Source organism: Kiritimatiellia bacterium (assembly GCA_025054615.1).
Taxonomy (GTDB): Bacteria; Verrucomicrobiota; Kiritimatiellia; order CAIVKH01; family CAIVKH01; genus JANWZO01.
The window spans coordinates 14,485-30,191 of the sequence record JANWZO010000016.1; the positions used below are offsets into that span (position 1 = coordinate 14,485).

Consider the following 15,707-nt stretch of genomic DNA (forward strand, 5'->3'; position numbering starts at 1 on the left):
CCTAAAACCGGGCTGGAAATGGCCCTTTCGCTCCGCTACAAGGAAAAGGTCACGCGTTCCAACCATGAAAATTCAGCGCGCACTCATCAGTGTCTCGGACAAGAGCGGCATCCTCGACTTCGCTGCCGGTTTGGCCGAATTCGGCATTGAGCTTTTGTCGACTGGCGGCACCGCGCGGCTCCTGCAGAGTGCGGGCCTTCCCGTCCGCGATGTTTCGGAATTTACTGGATTTCCTGAGATGCTCGGCGGCCGTCTCAAGACCTTGCATCCCAAAGTTCATGCGGGCCTCCTGTATCTCCGCGGGGACATCGAGCACGAGCGGACCATGCAGAAGCACGGTTTCCTCCCCATCGACCTGGTCGCGGTCAATCTTTACCCCTTTGAGGCCACCGCCTCCAAGCCTGACATTTCGTTCGACGCCGCCATTGAGCAAATTGACATCGGCGGCCCCACGATGCTCCGATCCGCCGCGAAAAACCACGCGTTTGTGACCGTAGTGACCGATCCTGCGGACTACGCGCGCGTGCTCGCCGAGATGAAGCAGCGGGGCGGCTCAACCAGCCATGAGTTGCGTCGCGAACTTGCGTTCAAGGTTTTCGCGCAGCAGGCTCGGTATGACGCGGCGATAGCCGCGTTTCTCGCCAAATCGATCGAGCCGCGCACCGTGCCCCCGTTTGTCCTTGCCTTCACAGCGGGCGAGCGACTCCGATACGGCGAAAATCCCCACCAAGAGGCAATCGTCTATCGTGAACCCGCCGTTGATGAGGCGTGCGCCGCTCACTGCACCCTCCTTCACGGCAAGGAAATGTCCTACAACAACTACCTCGATGCCGACGCCGCTCTGGAGGCGGTCCGGGAGCTGGCAGGACGCCACGGTGTCGCAATCGTCAAGCACACCAATCCCTGCGGGTATGCCACCGGCGCCACGCTGGCGGAGGCGTTTGAGGCCGCATGGGCGGGTGACCCGGTGTCCGCATTCGGCAGCGTCGTCGCAGTCAGCTCGCGCGTTGATCTCGCGACCGCGCAGTGCACGGCCAACCGATTCATCGAGGTCCTGATCGCCCCAAACTACGACTCGGATGCTCTCGAGTTTTTGAAGGCTAAAAGCCGGAGCCTGCGATTGCTCCAACTCAACGCCCCGCTCGCCATCGCAAAATCCGGAGCGTCCATCCGCCAGATCAATGGAGGGCTGCTGGTCCAGGATCGCGATGTGGAATCGATCGCGCAATGGATGGTTCCGACGGCAGCCTTTTTTCCCGAAGAAAAGAAAGCCCTCGCCGAATTCGGCATCAAGGTCTGCAAGCACATCAAATCCAACGCGATCGCGATCGTTCGCGAATACACGCCGGGGCAGTTCATGCTGCTGGGCATGGGCGCCGGCCAGCCCAACCGTGTCGATGCACTGCGCAAGTTGGCGCTCCCCCGCGCCGAGGAGAACATTCACGCGTTGTACGAATCGCAGCGGCTATATGGCACGACCTTGAAAGAATTTCGCGACCAGATTATTCGGGAGTGCGTGCTGATCTCAGATGCGTTTTTCCCGTTCCCCGACGCCATCGAACATGCCGCCGAGGCAGGCATTCGATACATCGTTCAGCCGGGAGGCTCCAGGAAGGACGAGGAGATCATCGCGGCCTGCGACCGCTACGGGATCGCGATGGCATTCACCGGCATGCGTCATTTCAAACACTGACGCCGCCCCGCCGACTCCCTCGGACGTCATAGGAGGGGCCGCGATTTCATCATTTGTAAATTCCATGTAATGAAATTTTGAACGATGAAGCCGATGAATTGTCAAAGTGCGAGGTCGTAAGGAGGTTGCAGAGAATCACTCCGCCCCATGATCAAAGTTGATAAGCTTCTCAAGCGATTCGGCCCGCACGAGGCCGTTCGTGGCGTCACCTTCGAAGTCCGGCCCGGGGACATCCTCGGGTTTCTCGGCCCAAACGGCGCTGGAAAAACCACCACGATGCGGATGATCACCGGATATTTGACGCCCACGTCCGGCTCCGCGTGGGTCAACGGCTTCAACGTTGCCGAGCAGCCCATCGAGGCGCGGCGCGCGATAGGCTATCTGCCGGAGAATGCGCCGTCCTATGGCGACATGACGGTCGAGGAGTTTTTGCGGTTCATCGCCGCAATGCGCGGGTTTTACGGCGCGTCGGCGCGCCGGCGCGTCGATGAAACCATCGAAAAATGCATGCTCGCCAACGTGCGGCGGCAGCCGATTGACACCCTTTCCAAGGGGTACCGCCAGCGAACCTGCTTCGCCCAAGCGATCCTTCATGATCCGCCGTGCCTGATCCTGGATGAGCCGACCGAAGGGCTGGACCCCAACCAGAAGCACGTGGTGCGGACGATGATTCGCAATATGGCGCAGCAAAAGACGGTGATCTTCTCCACCCATATCCTCGAGGAGGTCGAGGCCATCTGCACGCGAGTGATCATCATCAGCGACGGGCGGATCGTCGCGGACAGCACGCCGTCCGAGTTGCGGCAGCAGGGAACCCTGGACGAAGTGTTTCGGCGGTTGACGACGACCGCCGATGTCGCGGAGGTGTCGCGATGAAACCGGCACTGGCCATTCTGGCGCGCGAGTGGCGGGCGTATTTCAACTCGCCGGTCGCATATGTCTTTCTGGTCATCTTCCTCATGTTGACCTCGTTTTTCACCTTCAACGTGAGCCGTTTTTACGAGGCGGGTCAGGCATCGCTAGATCGGTTCTTTTTCTGGCACCCCTGGCTCTACCTCGTCCTCGTTCCAGCGGTCGCGATGCGGTTGTGGGCGGAAGAACGGCGGGCGGGCACGCTTGAGCTGCTCCTCACGCTGCCGGTCACCACGGCACAGGCCGTCCTCGGGAAATTTTTGGCCGCGTGGTTGTTCGTGCTGCTGGCGCTCGCGCTGACGTTCCCCGTGGTGATAACAGCTTTTTATCTTGGCGACCCCGATCCGGGTCCCATCGTCACCGGCTATTTGGGCAGCGCGTTGCTGGCGGGGGCCTATTTGTCGGTCGGTGCGTTGACCTCGGCGTTGACGCGGAATCAGGTCATCAGCTTCATCCTCGCGGCCGTGATCGGGTTATTCCTGCTCCTCGCGGGCTTTTCTCCGGTGACCGACCTTCTGCATGCCGTCGCGCCGTCGTGGCTCGTTGCCGTGATTGCAGGATTCAGCTTCACCACGCACTACGAACAAATGCAACGCGGGATTATTGACGCTCGCGACCTCATCTATTTTGCGAGCGTGATCGCCTTCATGCTGCTGGCGACAAATGTTGCCCTCAACAATCGAAAGACGAAGTAGCGCGCCATGAAGCCATCGCAAGCGAAATTTCTGACGGGTGCCGCGGGGCTCCTCACGGCTTTGGTGGTGCTAATCCTTCTCAATGTCGTGGCGAGCAGCCTGCGGCTGAGGGCGGACCTCACCGAGGAGAAGCTATACACGCTCTCTGAGGGAACGATCCGGCTGCTGGAAGGGCTTCAGCGGGACGTCAAACTCAAATTTTATTTTAGCCGTAGCGCGGAAGATGTTCCGCCCGCCTTCAAACAATACGGACGCCGAATTCAGGACCTACTCGCCGAGTATCGCGACGCCTCGCGTGGACGCATCGAGGTCGAGGTGCTCGACCCGAAACCGGACAGTGATGCCGAGGAGTGGGCGGAGCGATACGGGCTTGCCGCGCAGCGGATCGACCCCACTGGCGAGAATCCGCCGGTGTATCTCGGACTGGTTGCACTGGCAGGCGCCCGCCAGGCGGCCGTGCCGTTCTTTTCGCCCGCCGATGAGCCGCAACTCGAATATATTATTTCGCGTCTCATTTATGAGGCATCAACGCCGGTCAAACCTAAAATTGGTTTGCTGACCACGCTGCCCGTCCTCGGCACGGCCGGCACGCGGTTCGGCATGGGCCGAGACCAGGAACCTTGGCTGCTCGTACAGGAGCTGCGCGCGATTTCAGAAGTGGTCGAGCTTTCCCTTCCTTTGACCGATATCCCGGAGGACGTCGGAACCATCCTTGTGATACATCCCCGCGCGCTGCCAGAACAGGCGCTGTACGAGCTCGACCAATTCCTGCTTCGGGGCGGTCGGCTCGCCGTGTTCGTAGATCCGATTTGCCTGACGGAGCTCGAGGCGTACCCGCAACCTTTCCGCGACCCCTTCTCGGTTCGCTCCGATCTGAACCGGCTGACGACGGCATGGGGATTGTCCGTGCCGGAAGATCGCGTTGCAGCGGATAACGCGGCCGCGACCCGCGTGTCCATGGCCGACGGCAGGGTCGACCTTCACCGCGGTTGGCTTTCGTTGCGAGAATCGAATCTGAACGGACGTGATGTGACGGTGGGCAGCCTGAGCCTGATTCAGATTCCGCTCGGTGGATGGATCCACGGCGAGCCGGCGGAAGGCCTGACCCTGACGCCGCTCATTACGCTGAGCGATCAGGCCGGAAGCATGAGTGCGGTGGAGGCGTCCATGGGCGCCGCTGCGGGAATGTCCTCGTTCCGACGCGAAAAGGGGCCACTCCACGTGGCCGTTCGACTGCAGGGCCGGTTCAAAACGGCGTTTCCGGATGGACGGCCCGGCGCGCCGGAGGCCGGAGAGGCGCCGGGTGGAGAGGGTAGAAAGGCGCATCTCTCCGAAAGCAAAACAGAATCGGCGGTCGTCCTGGTTGCGGATGCCGATCTTCTTTTCGATGCGTTCGCTGCGCGGCGTCTGCCCATGTTCGGGCGCGGTGTGTACCAACTCATGAATGACAACCTCAATTTTGCCGCGAATGTTCTCGCTCAACTGACGGGGGGATCCGCGCTGATCGACCTAAGGGGTCGCGCGGCGTTTGACCGGCCGTTCAAGCGGGTGCTCGAAATGCAGGCGCGCGCGCAGGAGCGCTGGCGCCAGGAGGAGGATAAACTCCAGGAGCAACTGCGGTTGACCCAAATGCGACTCGATGACCTTCAAGCAGCTAAATCTGAAGATCAAAAATTAATTCTGACGCCGGAACAGCGCGAGGAGATTGAGAAGTTTCGCAAACAGCTTGCCGAAACGCGCGCTCAACTGAAGGAGGTTCGCAAGAACTTGCGGCGCGAGATCGAAGAGCTCGGGCTTCGGCTCAAGGTCATCAATATCGGCGCCGTGCCGGCGATGGTGGTCCTCTACGGCCTCGCGCGCGGCCTGCGCCGACGGTTGCGCGCGCGCTGACCCCGCTTAGGAGGCGTTCCCATGAAACCCCGCACGCTCGTCCTTCTTGCCGCTGCGTTGATCGTGCTTTCCATCGCCGCGTATTGGAGCCAGCAGCGCGACCTTGCCGCGCAACAGGCCTCTGAGGTCGGCTCGCGCCTGCTCAAACTTGAGGATATCAATCAAGTTGTGCGTGTGGACCTGATCTCGGGCACTCAGAGCGTTTCGATCGCTCGCACCGGCGAGGGCTGGGTCAACCGGAGCCGGTGGGATTATCCCGCCCGCTTCGAAACCCTCGCCGCCTTCCTGCGCGATCTAGACCGTTTGCGCGTCGCCGAGGTGATTCGGGGCGGCGCGGAAATCCTGCCCGATGTCGGGCTGGTTGATGATGGAACCAACACGCCGTTGATTGTGCGACTGTACACCGAGGCGTCGGTTGATCCGGCGGACGAATTGACCATCGGCAAACCGCGCGCTGCCACCGCGATGGCACAGGGCTTCTCGCTCCCGGACAGCCGATTCATGCGCCGCGCTCGCGGACCTGTTGTTCTTGCAGAGCCCTTTATACAGGATGTGCCGCGCCGCGCTTCCGATTGGATTCGCGCCACCGTGTTGGACATCAAAGCCTCGGAAATACGGCGTATGATGGCCGTGCCGTCGAACGATTTCATGTATGCGATCATTCGGGCGGACGATTCATCGTATATCGGGGAGGGCTCTCTGCATGGCGTTTCGATCAATACGGCCGGTGCCGAGTCTTGGTTTCGTGCCTTTCAGGGCATCATGGCGAGGGATGTCGCAGATCCGGCGACCGCGAGGGAGTCTCTCGGCTACGACTCGGCAGATCTGGCTGTGGCGCACCTGACGAACGGGCTCGTGGTCCGCGTCCATATTGGCGCGACGGCAGGCGATGAGGGCCGCAGGTATGCCTGGCTCGATTTTGATTACGAGGGTCCCGCGGAGGGAGAGGAAAACGACCACGAGGGGTTCGCCAACGCGCGTGCTGAACTAGAGCGATATCGCAAAGACCTCGGCAAATGGACATTTGTGCTCGATGACTCCCAAGTTCGGAGGCTCCTCTTCTTCCGCGATCAGTTGGTGGCGGCGCCTGCGCCGTCCGAGGGACCGCCCCCGACAAACCAGGAGACATCGGAAGGGTCGCAGGGAAACACGCCGCCGGATCCAGCCGCCGCGCCGGATGACGCCCCGACCCCCGAATCGGCGCCACTCGAACCTTCCGCCGAGGCCGACGCATCAACCGAATCAGATTCCCCGGCCGCCGGTGTTGAAAGTCCGTGATGTTCGAATCGGCTCCGGACGAGTAAACCTGGTTCTGAGTTTGGTTCTGATCGGAAGGCCGAAACACGGCCGGTCAGAAACTATCTGTGAAACGAACTGGGGCCGTCAGGACCGAGAGGTCGGACGGGTAGGGACCACAACCACGGGAACGGGCGATTCCCTGATGACTCCTTCTGTCACGCTGCCCACCAGCAGGTGCCGCAACGCGCCGTGCCCATGAGAACCCATCACCACCAGATCGGCGCCGAGCCGCAATATTTCCTGTAGGATTTTTTCGACCGTGTAGCCCTGAATCACGAGGGAGGTCACCGACAGGCCTTCCGCCTCCAGAGAACGGTCCAGTTCGTGGAGCTTGTGGTGCAATGCGCTCAATTCGCGCGCCACCGCCGTTCGGACGGAATCGGGTCCGGGTTCGTAGGACACGAAGTCTGGCTCCGGCGGGGCCACGTGCAGCAACGTGAGATCGGCGGAAAACGCCCGGGCGAGTTTGGCCGCGAATCTCGCGACGTCCTGCATGCCGGGCGAAAAATCCACGGGAACCAAGATCCGCCTCATTCCGATAACTAGCGTAGTGATCGGCGGGGGAAAACCAACCGAAAAACAAGGCAAAGGCAGCGCGTTTCAGGCGCTGGTCCCCGCGAGGATGGCATCTACGAACCGATCTGCCAGATCGCAGAGCTCGCCTTCCGTGATAATGAGGGGCGGCATCAGGTATAGCACTGGGCCCAGTGGCCGCAACAGGATACCCTGCCTCATCAAGTTGAGTCGGATCCGGTGCGGCCGAGGAATGAGCGGCGGCCTGCCTGGCACCGTCGGCTCGGGTTCCAGCTCCACCGCGCCGATGAGACCGAGACAACGGACCTCTCGCACTCCGTTCGCACCGCGGAGACGCCCCAGCGAATCCGCCAGTAACCTGCCGAGCCGCGCCGCTCGCGCCGGCGCGTCGATTTCCTCGTAAATCCGCAGCGCCTCGTTGGCCGCGGCCGCCGCAATCGGATTTCCACAGAATGTGTGGCCGTGCTGGAGCGTGCGGTCCACGGGCCGATCCGCGAACGTCCGATACAGTGATTCGCGCGCGATCGTTGCGCTCATGGGCAGCGAGCCAGCAGTCAGCGCCTTGCCGACACATACAAGGTCGGGATCGATGCCCGCGTGCTCGAAGGCGAACCAGCGGCCCGTCCGTCCGAATCCCGTCGCGATTTCATCGACGATCAGGAGCGTTTCGCTGTTCCGGCACCACTCGGCCAGCGCGCGCAGCGCGGAGGCGGGATACATTTTCATCCCCGCGGCCCCGAGGCAGAGCGGCTCGACTATGACCGCGGCAAGATCGTGCCGGCGCGGCTCTAAGACGGCGATCCAGTTTTCCGCGTTCGGATCTGGCGGGAAAGGCAAGCAGATCGTTTCGGCAAGCAGGCTGCAGAAAGGTTTGTGCCAGGCCTCCAGATATCCGACGGCCATCGCACCCAGTGTGTCGCCGTGATAGGCGCCGTGGATGCAGGCAAACGTCTTGCGTTCGGGACGGCCGATGTTGTGCCAATATTGGACGGCGATCTTGAGGGCCTGTTCTACGGCGCTCGCGCCGTCGCTCGCGAAGAGCACGCGCCGGTCATCTGTCGGCATCATTCGCGCCAGCCGCCAGGCGAGTTCAGCGGCCTGCGGATGGGTCAGGTTCGCGAGGATGCTGTGCTGCAAGACAGGCGCCTGCCGGCGGATGGCCTCGACGATCCGCGGATGACCATGCCCCAACGCTGCGCACCACCAGGACGAAATGGCGTCGATGTAAAGCCGGCCAGTGTCATCGACAAGGTAGATACCCTCGCCTCGGACAATGCACGGCGGGGGCGATTCCTCGAGCGTCGACGCCCGCGTATACGGATGCCACACGTGGGCGCGGTCCCATGCCCTTACAGCTTCCAAAGCCTCGGCCCTTTCGCCAAGGGACACGCCTGCTTGGGCAAATTTTTCCATACCGCGTTTTTTACAGAGCATGGAAGCCCGCGAAAATCATTTTTCCATGGCATGGAAATTTTTTGAGCGTTTTTTCCATGCGATGGAAAAATTCGCGCGGGCCTAGCCGCACCTGGCTGCCAGGAGGAGCTGCCGGCATATGACTGGGTTGCCGTCATTGGATTTTCCATAGTTCGGCGCGGAAGCCGCGGGATTCGGCGGATCCGATGCGTTCGGCGCGCGGGGGCGGATCGGGCAGGGCAGATTCGGTGGCGGTGAGAAGGATCCAGTCGCCCGACTGGGCTAGGCGGAGGGCCTCGGGCAGATTGTCGATGTCGCGGACGGGGCGGCCGGCATGAAATTCGGCGGTGCCGCGATGGCGTCCGACCAGAAGGACGGACGGAGCGGCGCGGAGCGAGTCGCGGTGGGCTCGGAGCAGGTCGGCGAGCGCCTGCTGGGGACGATACCTCGTCGAAAGGAACAGACTGAAGGTCAGTGCGCCGGCGGTGACGAGAATCAATGCGGCGGTTCGAATGCGAGCGAAGCGCCGATCCCGAAGGCGGGCGAGCCATCGGGCGGCGAGGAGGGCGGCCGGCGGTGCGAGCAAGAGCGCATAGTGGATTTGCTTTGAGGGCGTCAGCGAGAGGAGGAGGAAGGCCGAGGCGAACCACGCCAGCGATTCGCGTTCGATTCGACGTCGGCGCGCGAGACGGATCGAGGCGGCGAGCGCGAAAGGAAGAACGAGGCTCCAAGGCGCGAGGGCGTGGAAGGCCGTGTAGAAATAATAGTACCAGGGTCCGGGGTGGCGAGTTTCCGCGGTGAAAAGTGCGACAAGCTCCGCGCGAAGCTGCACCGGGGATTCTGGGTGCCGGATGATGAGGAGAAACCATGGCGCGGAGAGGAGAGCCGACAGGAAGAGCCAAACGAGGAGGTGAAGAGCCGTCCGCTGCAGAGGCGGCCGACCGTACGGCGAGAGGGCGACGGCGACTGCCCAACTGAGAGCCGGAATAGCGAGGGCAGCCGGCCCTTTGGTGAGGACGCCTAAGCCGGACGCAAGACCCGCTGCCGCCGTCCAGCCCAGGTGCAGACCCCTGTGAAGGGTCGCAAATCCGCAGAGGATCGCGCAGGAGGTCCAGAGAATGAGGAGGGCGTCTGTTTCGGCATGGCGTCCCTGTCTAAGGACAATGAATGTGGTCAGGAAGAGGATCGTCCCGAGCGACGCAGTTCGGGAACCGGCTATGCCCCGAGCGTAGGCGAACAGCGTGGCTGCAAGCGCCAGCGTCGCTGCTGCGGATGGAGCGCGGGCGAGCCATGCGGAATCGGTTCGACCCGCCGCGAGATAGCCTGCCGCGACGGCCCAGTACATCAAAGGCGGCTTGCGGAACCTGGGCTCGCCCAGATAGCGCGGTTCTAGCCAGTTGCCGGATTCGACCATTTCTCGGGCCGTGAGCGCGACCCGCAGCTCCTGCTCGCGGACCATCACGGGCGCGCCGAGTCGGACGAAATAGAGCGCGAAGCCGAGAGCAAGGAGCCAGGCGAGGGCGCTGCGGCGCCAAGGCAGGGCGGCGAAGTCAATCACGGTCGGCGCGTGCGCGCGTTTGTGGGGGCGGGCTCGTCGATGAATTTGAAGATCGTTTCCCCAGGTTTGGCGAGGCCGAGTTCCTCGCGCGCGATTTTCTCCACAAATCGAGGATCCGTGCGGAGGCGCTCCTGTTTTTGTTGGAGGTAGCGCAGCATTTCCTGCTCAAGGCGGACCTCTTCCCGAAGCTGTTCCTCGCGATCCTGTAGCGCGCGCATTTCGCGGAACTTCGGGGCGAATAGCGCGACAACGAGCACGATGGTGAGCACGACGATAGCGACCCAACTGGCCCGGTAGATAAACACCCAGATGTTCACGGTGAAGCAACCCTAGCGGATGGACACCGCCGCCTCAAGACGCGGCGAGGAATCGCGCGGCGTCTTTCAGCGTTCGCGAATTCGTTTGATGGATTTGGCGTGGCCGGTGGCGGAATCGACCGTAATCAGCGCGCCCTCTAGCGCCGGGTCTTTCTCGGCGACCTCGAATTTGACGGGCATACCGGTGAGAAACCGGCGCAGAATGCCGTCGACGTCGCTGCCGATGATAGAGTCCCGGGGTCCGGTCATTCCGAGGTCAGTGATGTAAGCCGTTCCGCGGGGCAGAATCGTTTCATCCGCGGTTTGGACATGAGTGTGGGTGCCGACGACAGCGGAGACGCGGCCGTCCAGATGGCGCGCGAAGGCGATCTTTTCGGACGTGGCTTCCGCGTGGATTTCCGCGAAAACGGGGGCGCCTCCAAGGTTCCGCAGCAGGGCGTCGGCCGATCGGAACGGGCAGTCGGCCGGCGGCATGAAGACTCGCCCGACGAATACGGCGACGGCGATCCGGACTCCGTTCGGCAGTTCGATCCAGGTCGAACCGGAGCCGGGACAGTCGGGGGCGAAGTTGGCCGGCCGGATCACGCGGTCAGTCCGCGATAGAAAAGGGATGATCTCTTTTTGATCCCACGCGTGGTCGCCGAGCGTCAACACGTCGGCGCCGGCGGCGAGTAGCTCTTCCGCGAGCGCTGGCGTGAGGCCGCGTCCGGCCGCGGCGTTTTCGGCGTTGGCGATCACCGCGTCGATTTTCAGGGACTCCCGCAGCCGGGGTATGGTCCGCGCGAACACTTGTCGGCCCGGCGCTCCGAAAATGTCGCCGACATACAGGATTCGGAGGTGCATGCGCGGAGTGTATGCGCTCGCGTGAGGGGATCAAAGGGTTTTGGGCGCGCGCGGCACGGCTCAGACGCGGGGCTTCACACAAGTTCCGCAAATATGGAATCGCTGACAAAGAGGCCCTTTTCCGTGAGCCTCAGGCGATCGCCTGAGTCATCGAGAAGCCCCTCGCGGATGAGCCAGGGAAGTGCGTCCGCGCAGAGCTCGGCGTAATCGTATCCCGTGAGCGATCGGAATTCATGTCGGCTCACCCCGTCCAGCCGGCGCAGGGACATGACCAGCGTTTCGCGAGCCTTCGCGTCGGGTGGGAGTTCTTCACGGAATGCCACGGGGCTTTCGCCACATTCGAGCCGGCGGATGTAGGCGCCGAGGTCGCGAACATTTCCCCAGCGGACACCTCGCCAGTGGGAATGCGCGGATGGGCCGATGCCAATGTATTCGCCTCCGCTCCAATACAGGAGGTTGTGCCGGCATTCGTGGCCCGGTTTGGCAAAATTGGAAATTTCGTAGTGGCGATATCCCGCAGCCTGGAGCGCGGACCGGATGAATTCGTACTGCTGCAGTTCAGCGTCTTCGTCGACTTCTTTCACAAAACCGCGGCGGCGGAGGTCATTCAGCGGAGTGCCCTCCTCAAAAATTAGCCCATACCAGGCGATGTGTTCCGGCTCGAGCGCAAGCACGGACTCGAGGTCGCGACGAATCGTGTTCATGCTCATGCCAGGCACGCCGTACATGAGGTCGATGTTAAGGTTTTGAACGCCGGCTTGACGTAGCATCCGAACTCCTTCCCGGGCCTCTTCGGCGGTATGAATCCTGCCGAGAAATTCGAGCGAGGCCGAATCAAACGATTGGACGCCGAGCGAAAAGCGATTGACCCCTGCGGCGAGAAGTTTCTCGATTTTTGACATCGTCAGGGTTCCCGGGTTCGACTCGCATGTCCATTCCACGACGCCCGAAAGGTCGACATCGTCGGCGAGGATCTTCAACAGACTGACGAGGTCCGCTTCCGAGAGCTCCGTTGGGGTTCCGCCGCCGAAGAAAACGGTGTCCGGCGTGAAGTCGGCAGGGATCAGGGCCAGCTCCCGACGGATCGCTTCGAGAAAGGCCGGCTGGTCCGGTTGGTCGCGCTGTCGGAGGCGATGTGCAAGGGGTCCACGGGCGGTCTCGACCGAATAAAAGTCGCAGTATGCGCACTTACGCACGCAAAACGGGATGTGGACATAGAGGCCCGGCATGCCGCGATCAACCGGGCGTCAAATGCCGCCGATGGCGCGTGACGCCTCGCGGAGGGCAAGCCAGTCACAGAGGACATTCAGCGATTCCTCGAGGGCAAAGTCTGGGCGTTTGGAGCCGTTTTTCCCTTCGCCGACATCGTCCTCGAGCGCCTTCCGCATAGCGCGCTCCGACTCCGCGAGCCGGAGCCGCGTGTCGAGATTGAGCGAAATCTCCGTGGCCTTTTGCCGTTCGGTGATCTGGGCGATGAGATTTGTATAGGTCCGATATTTTTCAGAACGTTCCAAACGAGCTTTCGATCGCTCCCTGAGCTCATTTTCGATGCTCGGCAGGTCTCCGACGGGCGAATATGGCGCTTCAGCGACCCTTGACCACGGCAGGGCATGGGGCAGGTGTTCTTCGCCAATTTCCATGGCCTCAAGTGGGGAGGGGATGACGATGTCCGGTTCCACGCCGCGGAGCTGGGTAGAGCCGCCTGCGATTCGGTAGAAACTCGCTGTCGTGATCTTGAGCTGGCCGACGTTAGTGCTGACATTGCTAAGTGGAATGAGCGACTGCACGGTTCCCTTGCCGTGCGTCTTGGAGTCGCCGATGATGATGGCGCGGCCATAATCCTGGAGGGCTGCAGCGAGAATTTCCGACGCCGATGCGCTCATGCGGTTCACGAGGACGGCGACGGGTCCGCGGAACGCGACGCCGGGATCTGGATCATTTAGCGGTTGGACGCGCCGCTGGTCTCTGACCTGAACGACCGGGCCCCTCTCGATAAAGAGACCTGTCATTTGGATGGCATCCGACAGGGATCCGCCACCGTTGTTTCGGAGGTCCAGCACAATGGCTTCTGCGCCCTGATCTCTGAGCTCGGAAAGCAGCCGGGCGACATCACGGGCGGAACTACGTGCATTTTGGCCGGCGCTCAGGCCCTTGAGGTCGGCGTAGAATTCCGGCAGGGTTATGATGCCAATTTTGCGTTCTACACCGTCTTCGCCGACGACGGTGCGCAGCTCGCTCTTGGCGGCTTGGTCCTCGAGTTTGACCTCGTCGCGGATCAAGTCGATGAATGTGATTTGAGATCCGGTGGGGTCCGAGGCCGGTATGACGGTGAGCACCACCTTGGTCCCCTTTTCGCCCCGAATCAGCCGCACGGTGCGGCTGAGGGGCCAGTGGAGGACATCCACGGGGGGGCCATCGCCCTGGGCAACGGCAATGATTTTGTCGCCGGGTTTCAAGCGACCGTCCCGCTCGGCAGGTCCGCCCGGGATGAGGCGTTCTACTTTCGCTGCGCCGTCTTCGCTGCTGAGGAGGGCGCCAATTCCTTGCAGAGATAACTTCATGCCGATTTCGAAGTCTTCCAATCCCCACGGCGAGAGGTAGTCCGAGTGAGGATCATAGGCCTTTGTGAAGGCGTTGAGATATCGTTCCGTCACGAAGTTGGCGTCGTTGTCGCGGAGAATGGTCAGAAATCGGTCATAATTCTTGCGGATGCGCTCCTCCGGCGTCATGTTCAGTTGGGCGGCCACCGAGGCGTTGGTGACGGCGGAATTTGCATCGGCGTCTTCGTTTTCGGAAATGCCGAGCTGACGCGAAACTGTGTGATTGATGAACTCGTGTTTGATTTTGCGGCGCCACAGCTCGTTCCACTCCTCTTCGTTCGCGGGCCAGGGCGCATTCCGCCGTTTCCACGCGTAGGTTTCATCGGTCTTCAGGTCGAGCCCCTGATTAAGCAGTTCGTGGACGAAGGCTACACGGTTGGCGACGCGGTTCAGGAAAACGTTGTAGATGTGGAACGCGACCGAGAGATCGCCGGCGCGGAGAAGCTCAGCGAGCTCCGGGCCCTTGGCGGCGAATTCCTCGATATCGGACTGGAGGAAATAGACATGCTCGAAATCGAGCGAATCCAGGTAAATGGCGAGCGCGTTGGTGGAGATGGTTGCGTCCAGCGGCCGGCGGTTGAGGTGACGTTGAGGCAGGTTGAGCGCAAGGAGTTTCGCGGCGCGGATATGGTTGGCCGTCGGCTCAAGGGGATCTTTCGCCGACGAGGCTGTGATCGCGGATGAGCCTGCGAGCGAAAGAGCCAGCGCGACCGGGACTAGAAAACGTATGTTCATCTTCATTTCTGACGCCAAACTTTCCTTGTTGTTCATTCTGGGGGGTCTGTCGGGATGCGATACGCCTCCACGGGGCGGCCCCCGATCAGGTGTTCCTGAATAATTTTCTCCAGAACATCGCGTGTGCAAGAGTGGTACCACACGCCATCCGGATACACCACAGCGATGGGTCCTTGAGCACAAATCCGAAAACAATTTGCCTTCGTTCGGTAGATGCCTCCGCGGCCGGTCAGGTTCAGTTCGTCGAGTCGCCGTTTGAGATAGTTCCACGAATCGAGCCCGACTTCTTTCGCGCAACATTTGGGTTCGGTTTGGTCCGCGCAAAGGAATATGTGCCGTCGGATGTAGTGGACACCCAGGCTTCGTGCAATGTCTCCGAGATCGGACATGTGATGATTATACCATGTTGGCCGCCAGCCGTTGGGGGGCGAAATGGAGCCCTGAGATCGGCCTCATCGGAGTTTCTATTTCGCGCGGGCGTTGAAAGCCCGGTCTCCAGCGTCGCCAAGGCCCGGAACGATGAAGCCGTGGCCATTAAGGTGGGAATCCACCGCGCAGACGAAGATTTCCGTTTCGGGATAAGATTCACGGACGGCATGGATGCCTTCCGGAGCGGCGATCATCGCCAGGAGCTTGATCCTTCGCACGCCCCAAGATCGGATCGCTTCGAGGGCCGCGAGAGCGGATCCGCCTGTGGCAAGCATGGGGTCGAGAACTAAAGCGATGTCGACGGCGCCACCCGGTGGCAACTTTTTGTAGTACTCGACGGGTTTCAACGTCTTCTCATCCCGATAGAAGCCGAGGTGCCACACTTCGGCATCCGGAATCAGGTCGAGGATCGGCTCAACCATGCCGAGGCCGGCGCGCAGAATGGGCACGAGGCCGATCCGCTCCCGGAGGATCATGGCCTTTGCGGGGGCCAGCGGCGTTCGAACCTCAACGGCTTCGAGTTCAAGGTTTTGAGTGGCTTCGTAGGCGAGTAGGATCGAAAGTCGCCTTAGCGATTGTCGAAACTCGGAAGAGTCAGTTTTCTCGTCGCGTAGGCAACAGAGGTGATGTTGAACCAGCGGATGGCGCACCAAGAACACATTATCCATATCTCTATGCTATCAGCGTTCTATTCTGTCGTCGAGCGGATCAAAGATTTGTGGATGATCATGATTTTATTTAAAGTTTGTTGCAAGTAAAACGTTTTAGCGTAAACATATTGTTAGTGCA

At 61.4% G+C, this 15,707-nt stretch carries 14 protein-coding genes; 5 read left to right on the top strand and 9 right to left on the bottom strand.

Annotated features, from left to right (window positions below; all coding sequences use genetic code 11):
- Nucleotides 1–64 precede the first annotated feature (64 nt).
- From purH to NZ740_08180, 5 genes are all read left to right on the top strand, one after another.
- Nucleotides 65–1,693 carry a bifunctional phosphoribosylaminoimidazolecarboxamide formyltransferase/IMP cyclohydrolase gene (gene purH, locus NZ740_08160; GenBank protein MCS6771982.1) on the top strand — a complete coding sequence of 543 codons (1,629 nt, stop codon included), beginning with the start codon at nucleotides 65–67 and terminating at the stop codon, nucleotides 1,691–1,693.
- Between the two features lie 147 nt (nucleotides 1,694–1,840).
- Nucleotides 1,841–2,569, top strand: coding sequence for an ATP-binding cassette domain-containing protein (locus NZ740_08165; GenBank protein MCS6771983.1), 729 nt, complete (start codon nucleotides 1,841–1,843; stop codon nucleotides 2,567–2,569).
- Nucleotides 2,566–3,300 carry an ABC transporter permease subunit gene (locus NZ740_08170; GenBank protein MCS6771984.1) on the top strand — a complete coding sequence of 245 codons (735 nt, stop codon included), beginning with the start codon at nucleotides 2,566–2,568 and terminating at the stop codon, nucleotides 3,298–3,300. Before NZ740_08165 ends, NZ740_08170 begins: the two co-directional genes overlap by 4 nt.
- A gap of 6 nt (nucleotides 3,301–3,306) precedes the next feature.
- Nucleotides 3,307–5,190, top strand: coding sequence for a Gldg family protein (locus NZ740_08175; protein ID MCS6771985.1), 1,884 nt, complete (start codon nucleotides 3,307–3,309; stop codon nucleotides 5,188–5,190).
- Between the two features lie 21 nt (nucleotides 5,191–5,211).
- Nucleotides 5,212–6,468, top strand: coding sequence for a DUF4340 domain-containing protein (locus NZ740_08180; protein ID MCS6771986.1), 1,257 nt, complete (start codon nucleotides 5,212–5,214; stop codon nucleotides 6,466–6,468).
- Nucleotides 6,469–6,573: 105 nt separating this feature from the next.
- Here the strand turns inward: NZ740_08180 and NZ740_08185 are convergent, their stop codons facing one another.
- The 9 genes from NZ740_08185 to upp form a co-directional block, all read right to left on the bottom strand.
- On the bottom strand, nucleotides 6,574–7,023 hold the full coding sequence (locus NZ740_08185) for a universal stress protein (protein ID MCS6771987.1): 450 nt from the start codon (nucleotides 7,021–7,023) through the stop codon (nucleotides 6,574–6,576).
- Nucleotides 7,024–7,089: 66 nt separating this feature from the next.
- On the bottom strand, nucleotides 7,090–8,436 hold the full coding sequence (gene bioA, locus NZ740_08190) for an adenosylmethionine--8-amino-7-oxononanoate transaminase (GenBank protein MCS6771988.1): 1,347 nt from the start codon (nucleotides 8,434–8,436) through the stop codon (nucleotides 7,090–7,092).
- Nucleotides 8,437–8,590: 154 nt separating this feature from the next.
- A complete protein-coding gene (locus NZ740_08195; GenBank protein ID MCS6771989.1) occupies nucleotides 8,591–9,994 on the bottom strand; it encodes a glycosyltransferase family 39 protein in 1,404 nt (467 codons plus the stop codon).
- A complete protein-coding gene (locus tag NZ740_08200) occupies nucleotides 9,991–10,311 on the bottom strand; it encodes a septum formation initiator family protein (GenBank protein ID MCS6771990.1) in 321 nt (106 codons plus the stop codon). The genes NZ740_08195 and NZ740_08200 overlap by 4 nt, the downstream gene beginning before the upstream one ends.
- A 66-nt stretch (nucleotides 10,312–10,377) precedes the next feature.
- Nucleotides 10,378–11,154, bottom strand: a complete 777-nt coding sequence (locus NZ740_08205) for a TIGR00282 family metallophosphoesterase (GenBank protein MCS6771991.1) — start codon at nucleotides 11,152–11,154, stop codon at nucleotides 10,378–10,380.
- Nucleotides 11,155–11,228: 74 nt separating this feature from the next.
- Nucleotides 11,229–12,383, bottom strand: coding sequence for a radical SAM family heme chaperone HemW (gene hemW, locus NZ740_08210; protein ID MCS6771992.1), 1,155 nt, complete (start codon nucleotides 12,381–12,383; stop codon nucleotides 11,229–11,231).
- An 18-nt stretch (nucleotides 12,384–12,401) separates the two neighbouring features.
- The gene (locus tag NZ740_08215) at nucleotides 12,402–14,489 is read right to left on the bottom strand and encodes a carboxy terminal-processing peptidase (protein ID MCS6771993.1); all 2,088 of its coding nucleotides are present in this window, start codon (nucleotides 14,487–14,489) and stop codon (nucleotides 12,402–12,404) included.
- Between the two features lie 32 nt (nucleotides 14,490–14,521).
- Nucleotides 14,522–14,878, bottom strand: a complete 357-nt coding sequence (locus tag NZ740_08220; GenBank protein ID MCS6771994.1) for a (2Fe-2S) ferredoxin domain-containing protein — start codon at nucleotides 14,876–14,878, stop codon at nucleotides 14,522–14,524.
- 75 nt (nucleotides 14,879–14,953) lie between these two features.
- Nucleotides 14,954–15,586, bottom strand: coding sequence for a uracil phosphoribosyltransferase (upp, locus tag NZ740_08225; GenBank protein ID MCS6771995.1), 633 nt, complete (start codon nucleotides 15,584–15,586; stop codon nucleotides 14,954–14,956).
- Between the last annotated feature and the right edge of the window lie 121 nt (nucleotides 15,587–15,707).

Excerpts from the sequence above, each read along its gene's own strand:
- NZ740_08170 (MCS6771984.1), top strand. The coding sequence starts at position 2,566 with ATGAAACCGGCACTGGCCATTCTGGCGCGCGAGTGGCGGGCGTATTTC.
- purH (MCS6771982.1), top strand. The coding sequence starts at position 65 with ATGAAAATTCAGCGCGCACTCATCAGTGTCTCGGACAAGAGCGGCATC.
- NZ740_08165 (MCS6771983.1), top strand. The coding sequence starts at position 1,841 with ATGATCAAAGTTGATAAGCTTCTCAAGCGATTCGGCCCGCACGAGGCC.
- NZ740_08180 (MCS6771986.1), top strand. The coding sequence starts at position 5,212 with ATGAAACCCCGCACGCTCGTCCTTCTTGCCGCTGCGTTGATCGTGCTT.
- NZ740_08205 (MCS6771991.1), bottom strand. The coding sequence starts at position 11,154 with ATGCACCTCCGAATCCTGTATGTCGGCGACATTTTCGGAGCGCCGGGC.
- NZ740_08215 (MCS6771993.1), bottom strand. The coding sequence starts at position 14,489 with ATGAACATACGTTTTCTAGTCCCGGTCGCGCTGGCTCTTTCGCTCGCA.
- NZ740_08185 (MCS6771987.1), bottom strand. The coding sequence starts at position 7,023 with ATGAGGCGGATCTTGGTTCCCGTGGATTTTTCGCCCGGCATGCAGGAC.
- hemW (MCS6771992.1), bottom strand. The coding sequence starts at position 12,383 with ATGCCGGGCCTCTATGTCCACATCCCGTTTTGCGTGCGTAAGTGCGCA.
- NZ740_08175 (MCS6771985.1), top strand. The coding sequence starts at position 3,307 with ATGAAGCCATCGCAAGCGAAATTTCTGACGGGTGCCGCGGGGCTCCTC.
- NZ740_08220 (MCS6771994.1), bottom strand. The coding sequence starts at position 14,878 with ATGTCCGATCTCGGAGACATTGCACGAAGCCTGGGTGTCCACTACATC.
- bioA (MCS6771988.1), bottom strand. The coding sequence starts at position 8,436 with ATGGAAAAATTTGCCCAAGCAGGCGTGTCCCTTGGCGAAAGGGCCGAG.
- upp (MCS6771995.1), bottom strand. The coding sequence starts at position 15,586 with ATGGATAATGTGTTCTTGGTGCGCCATCCGCTGGTTCAACATCACCTC.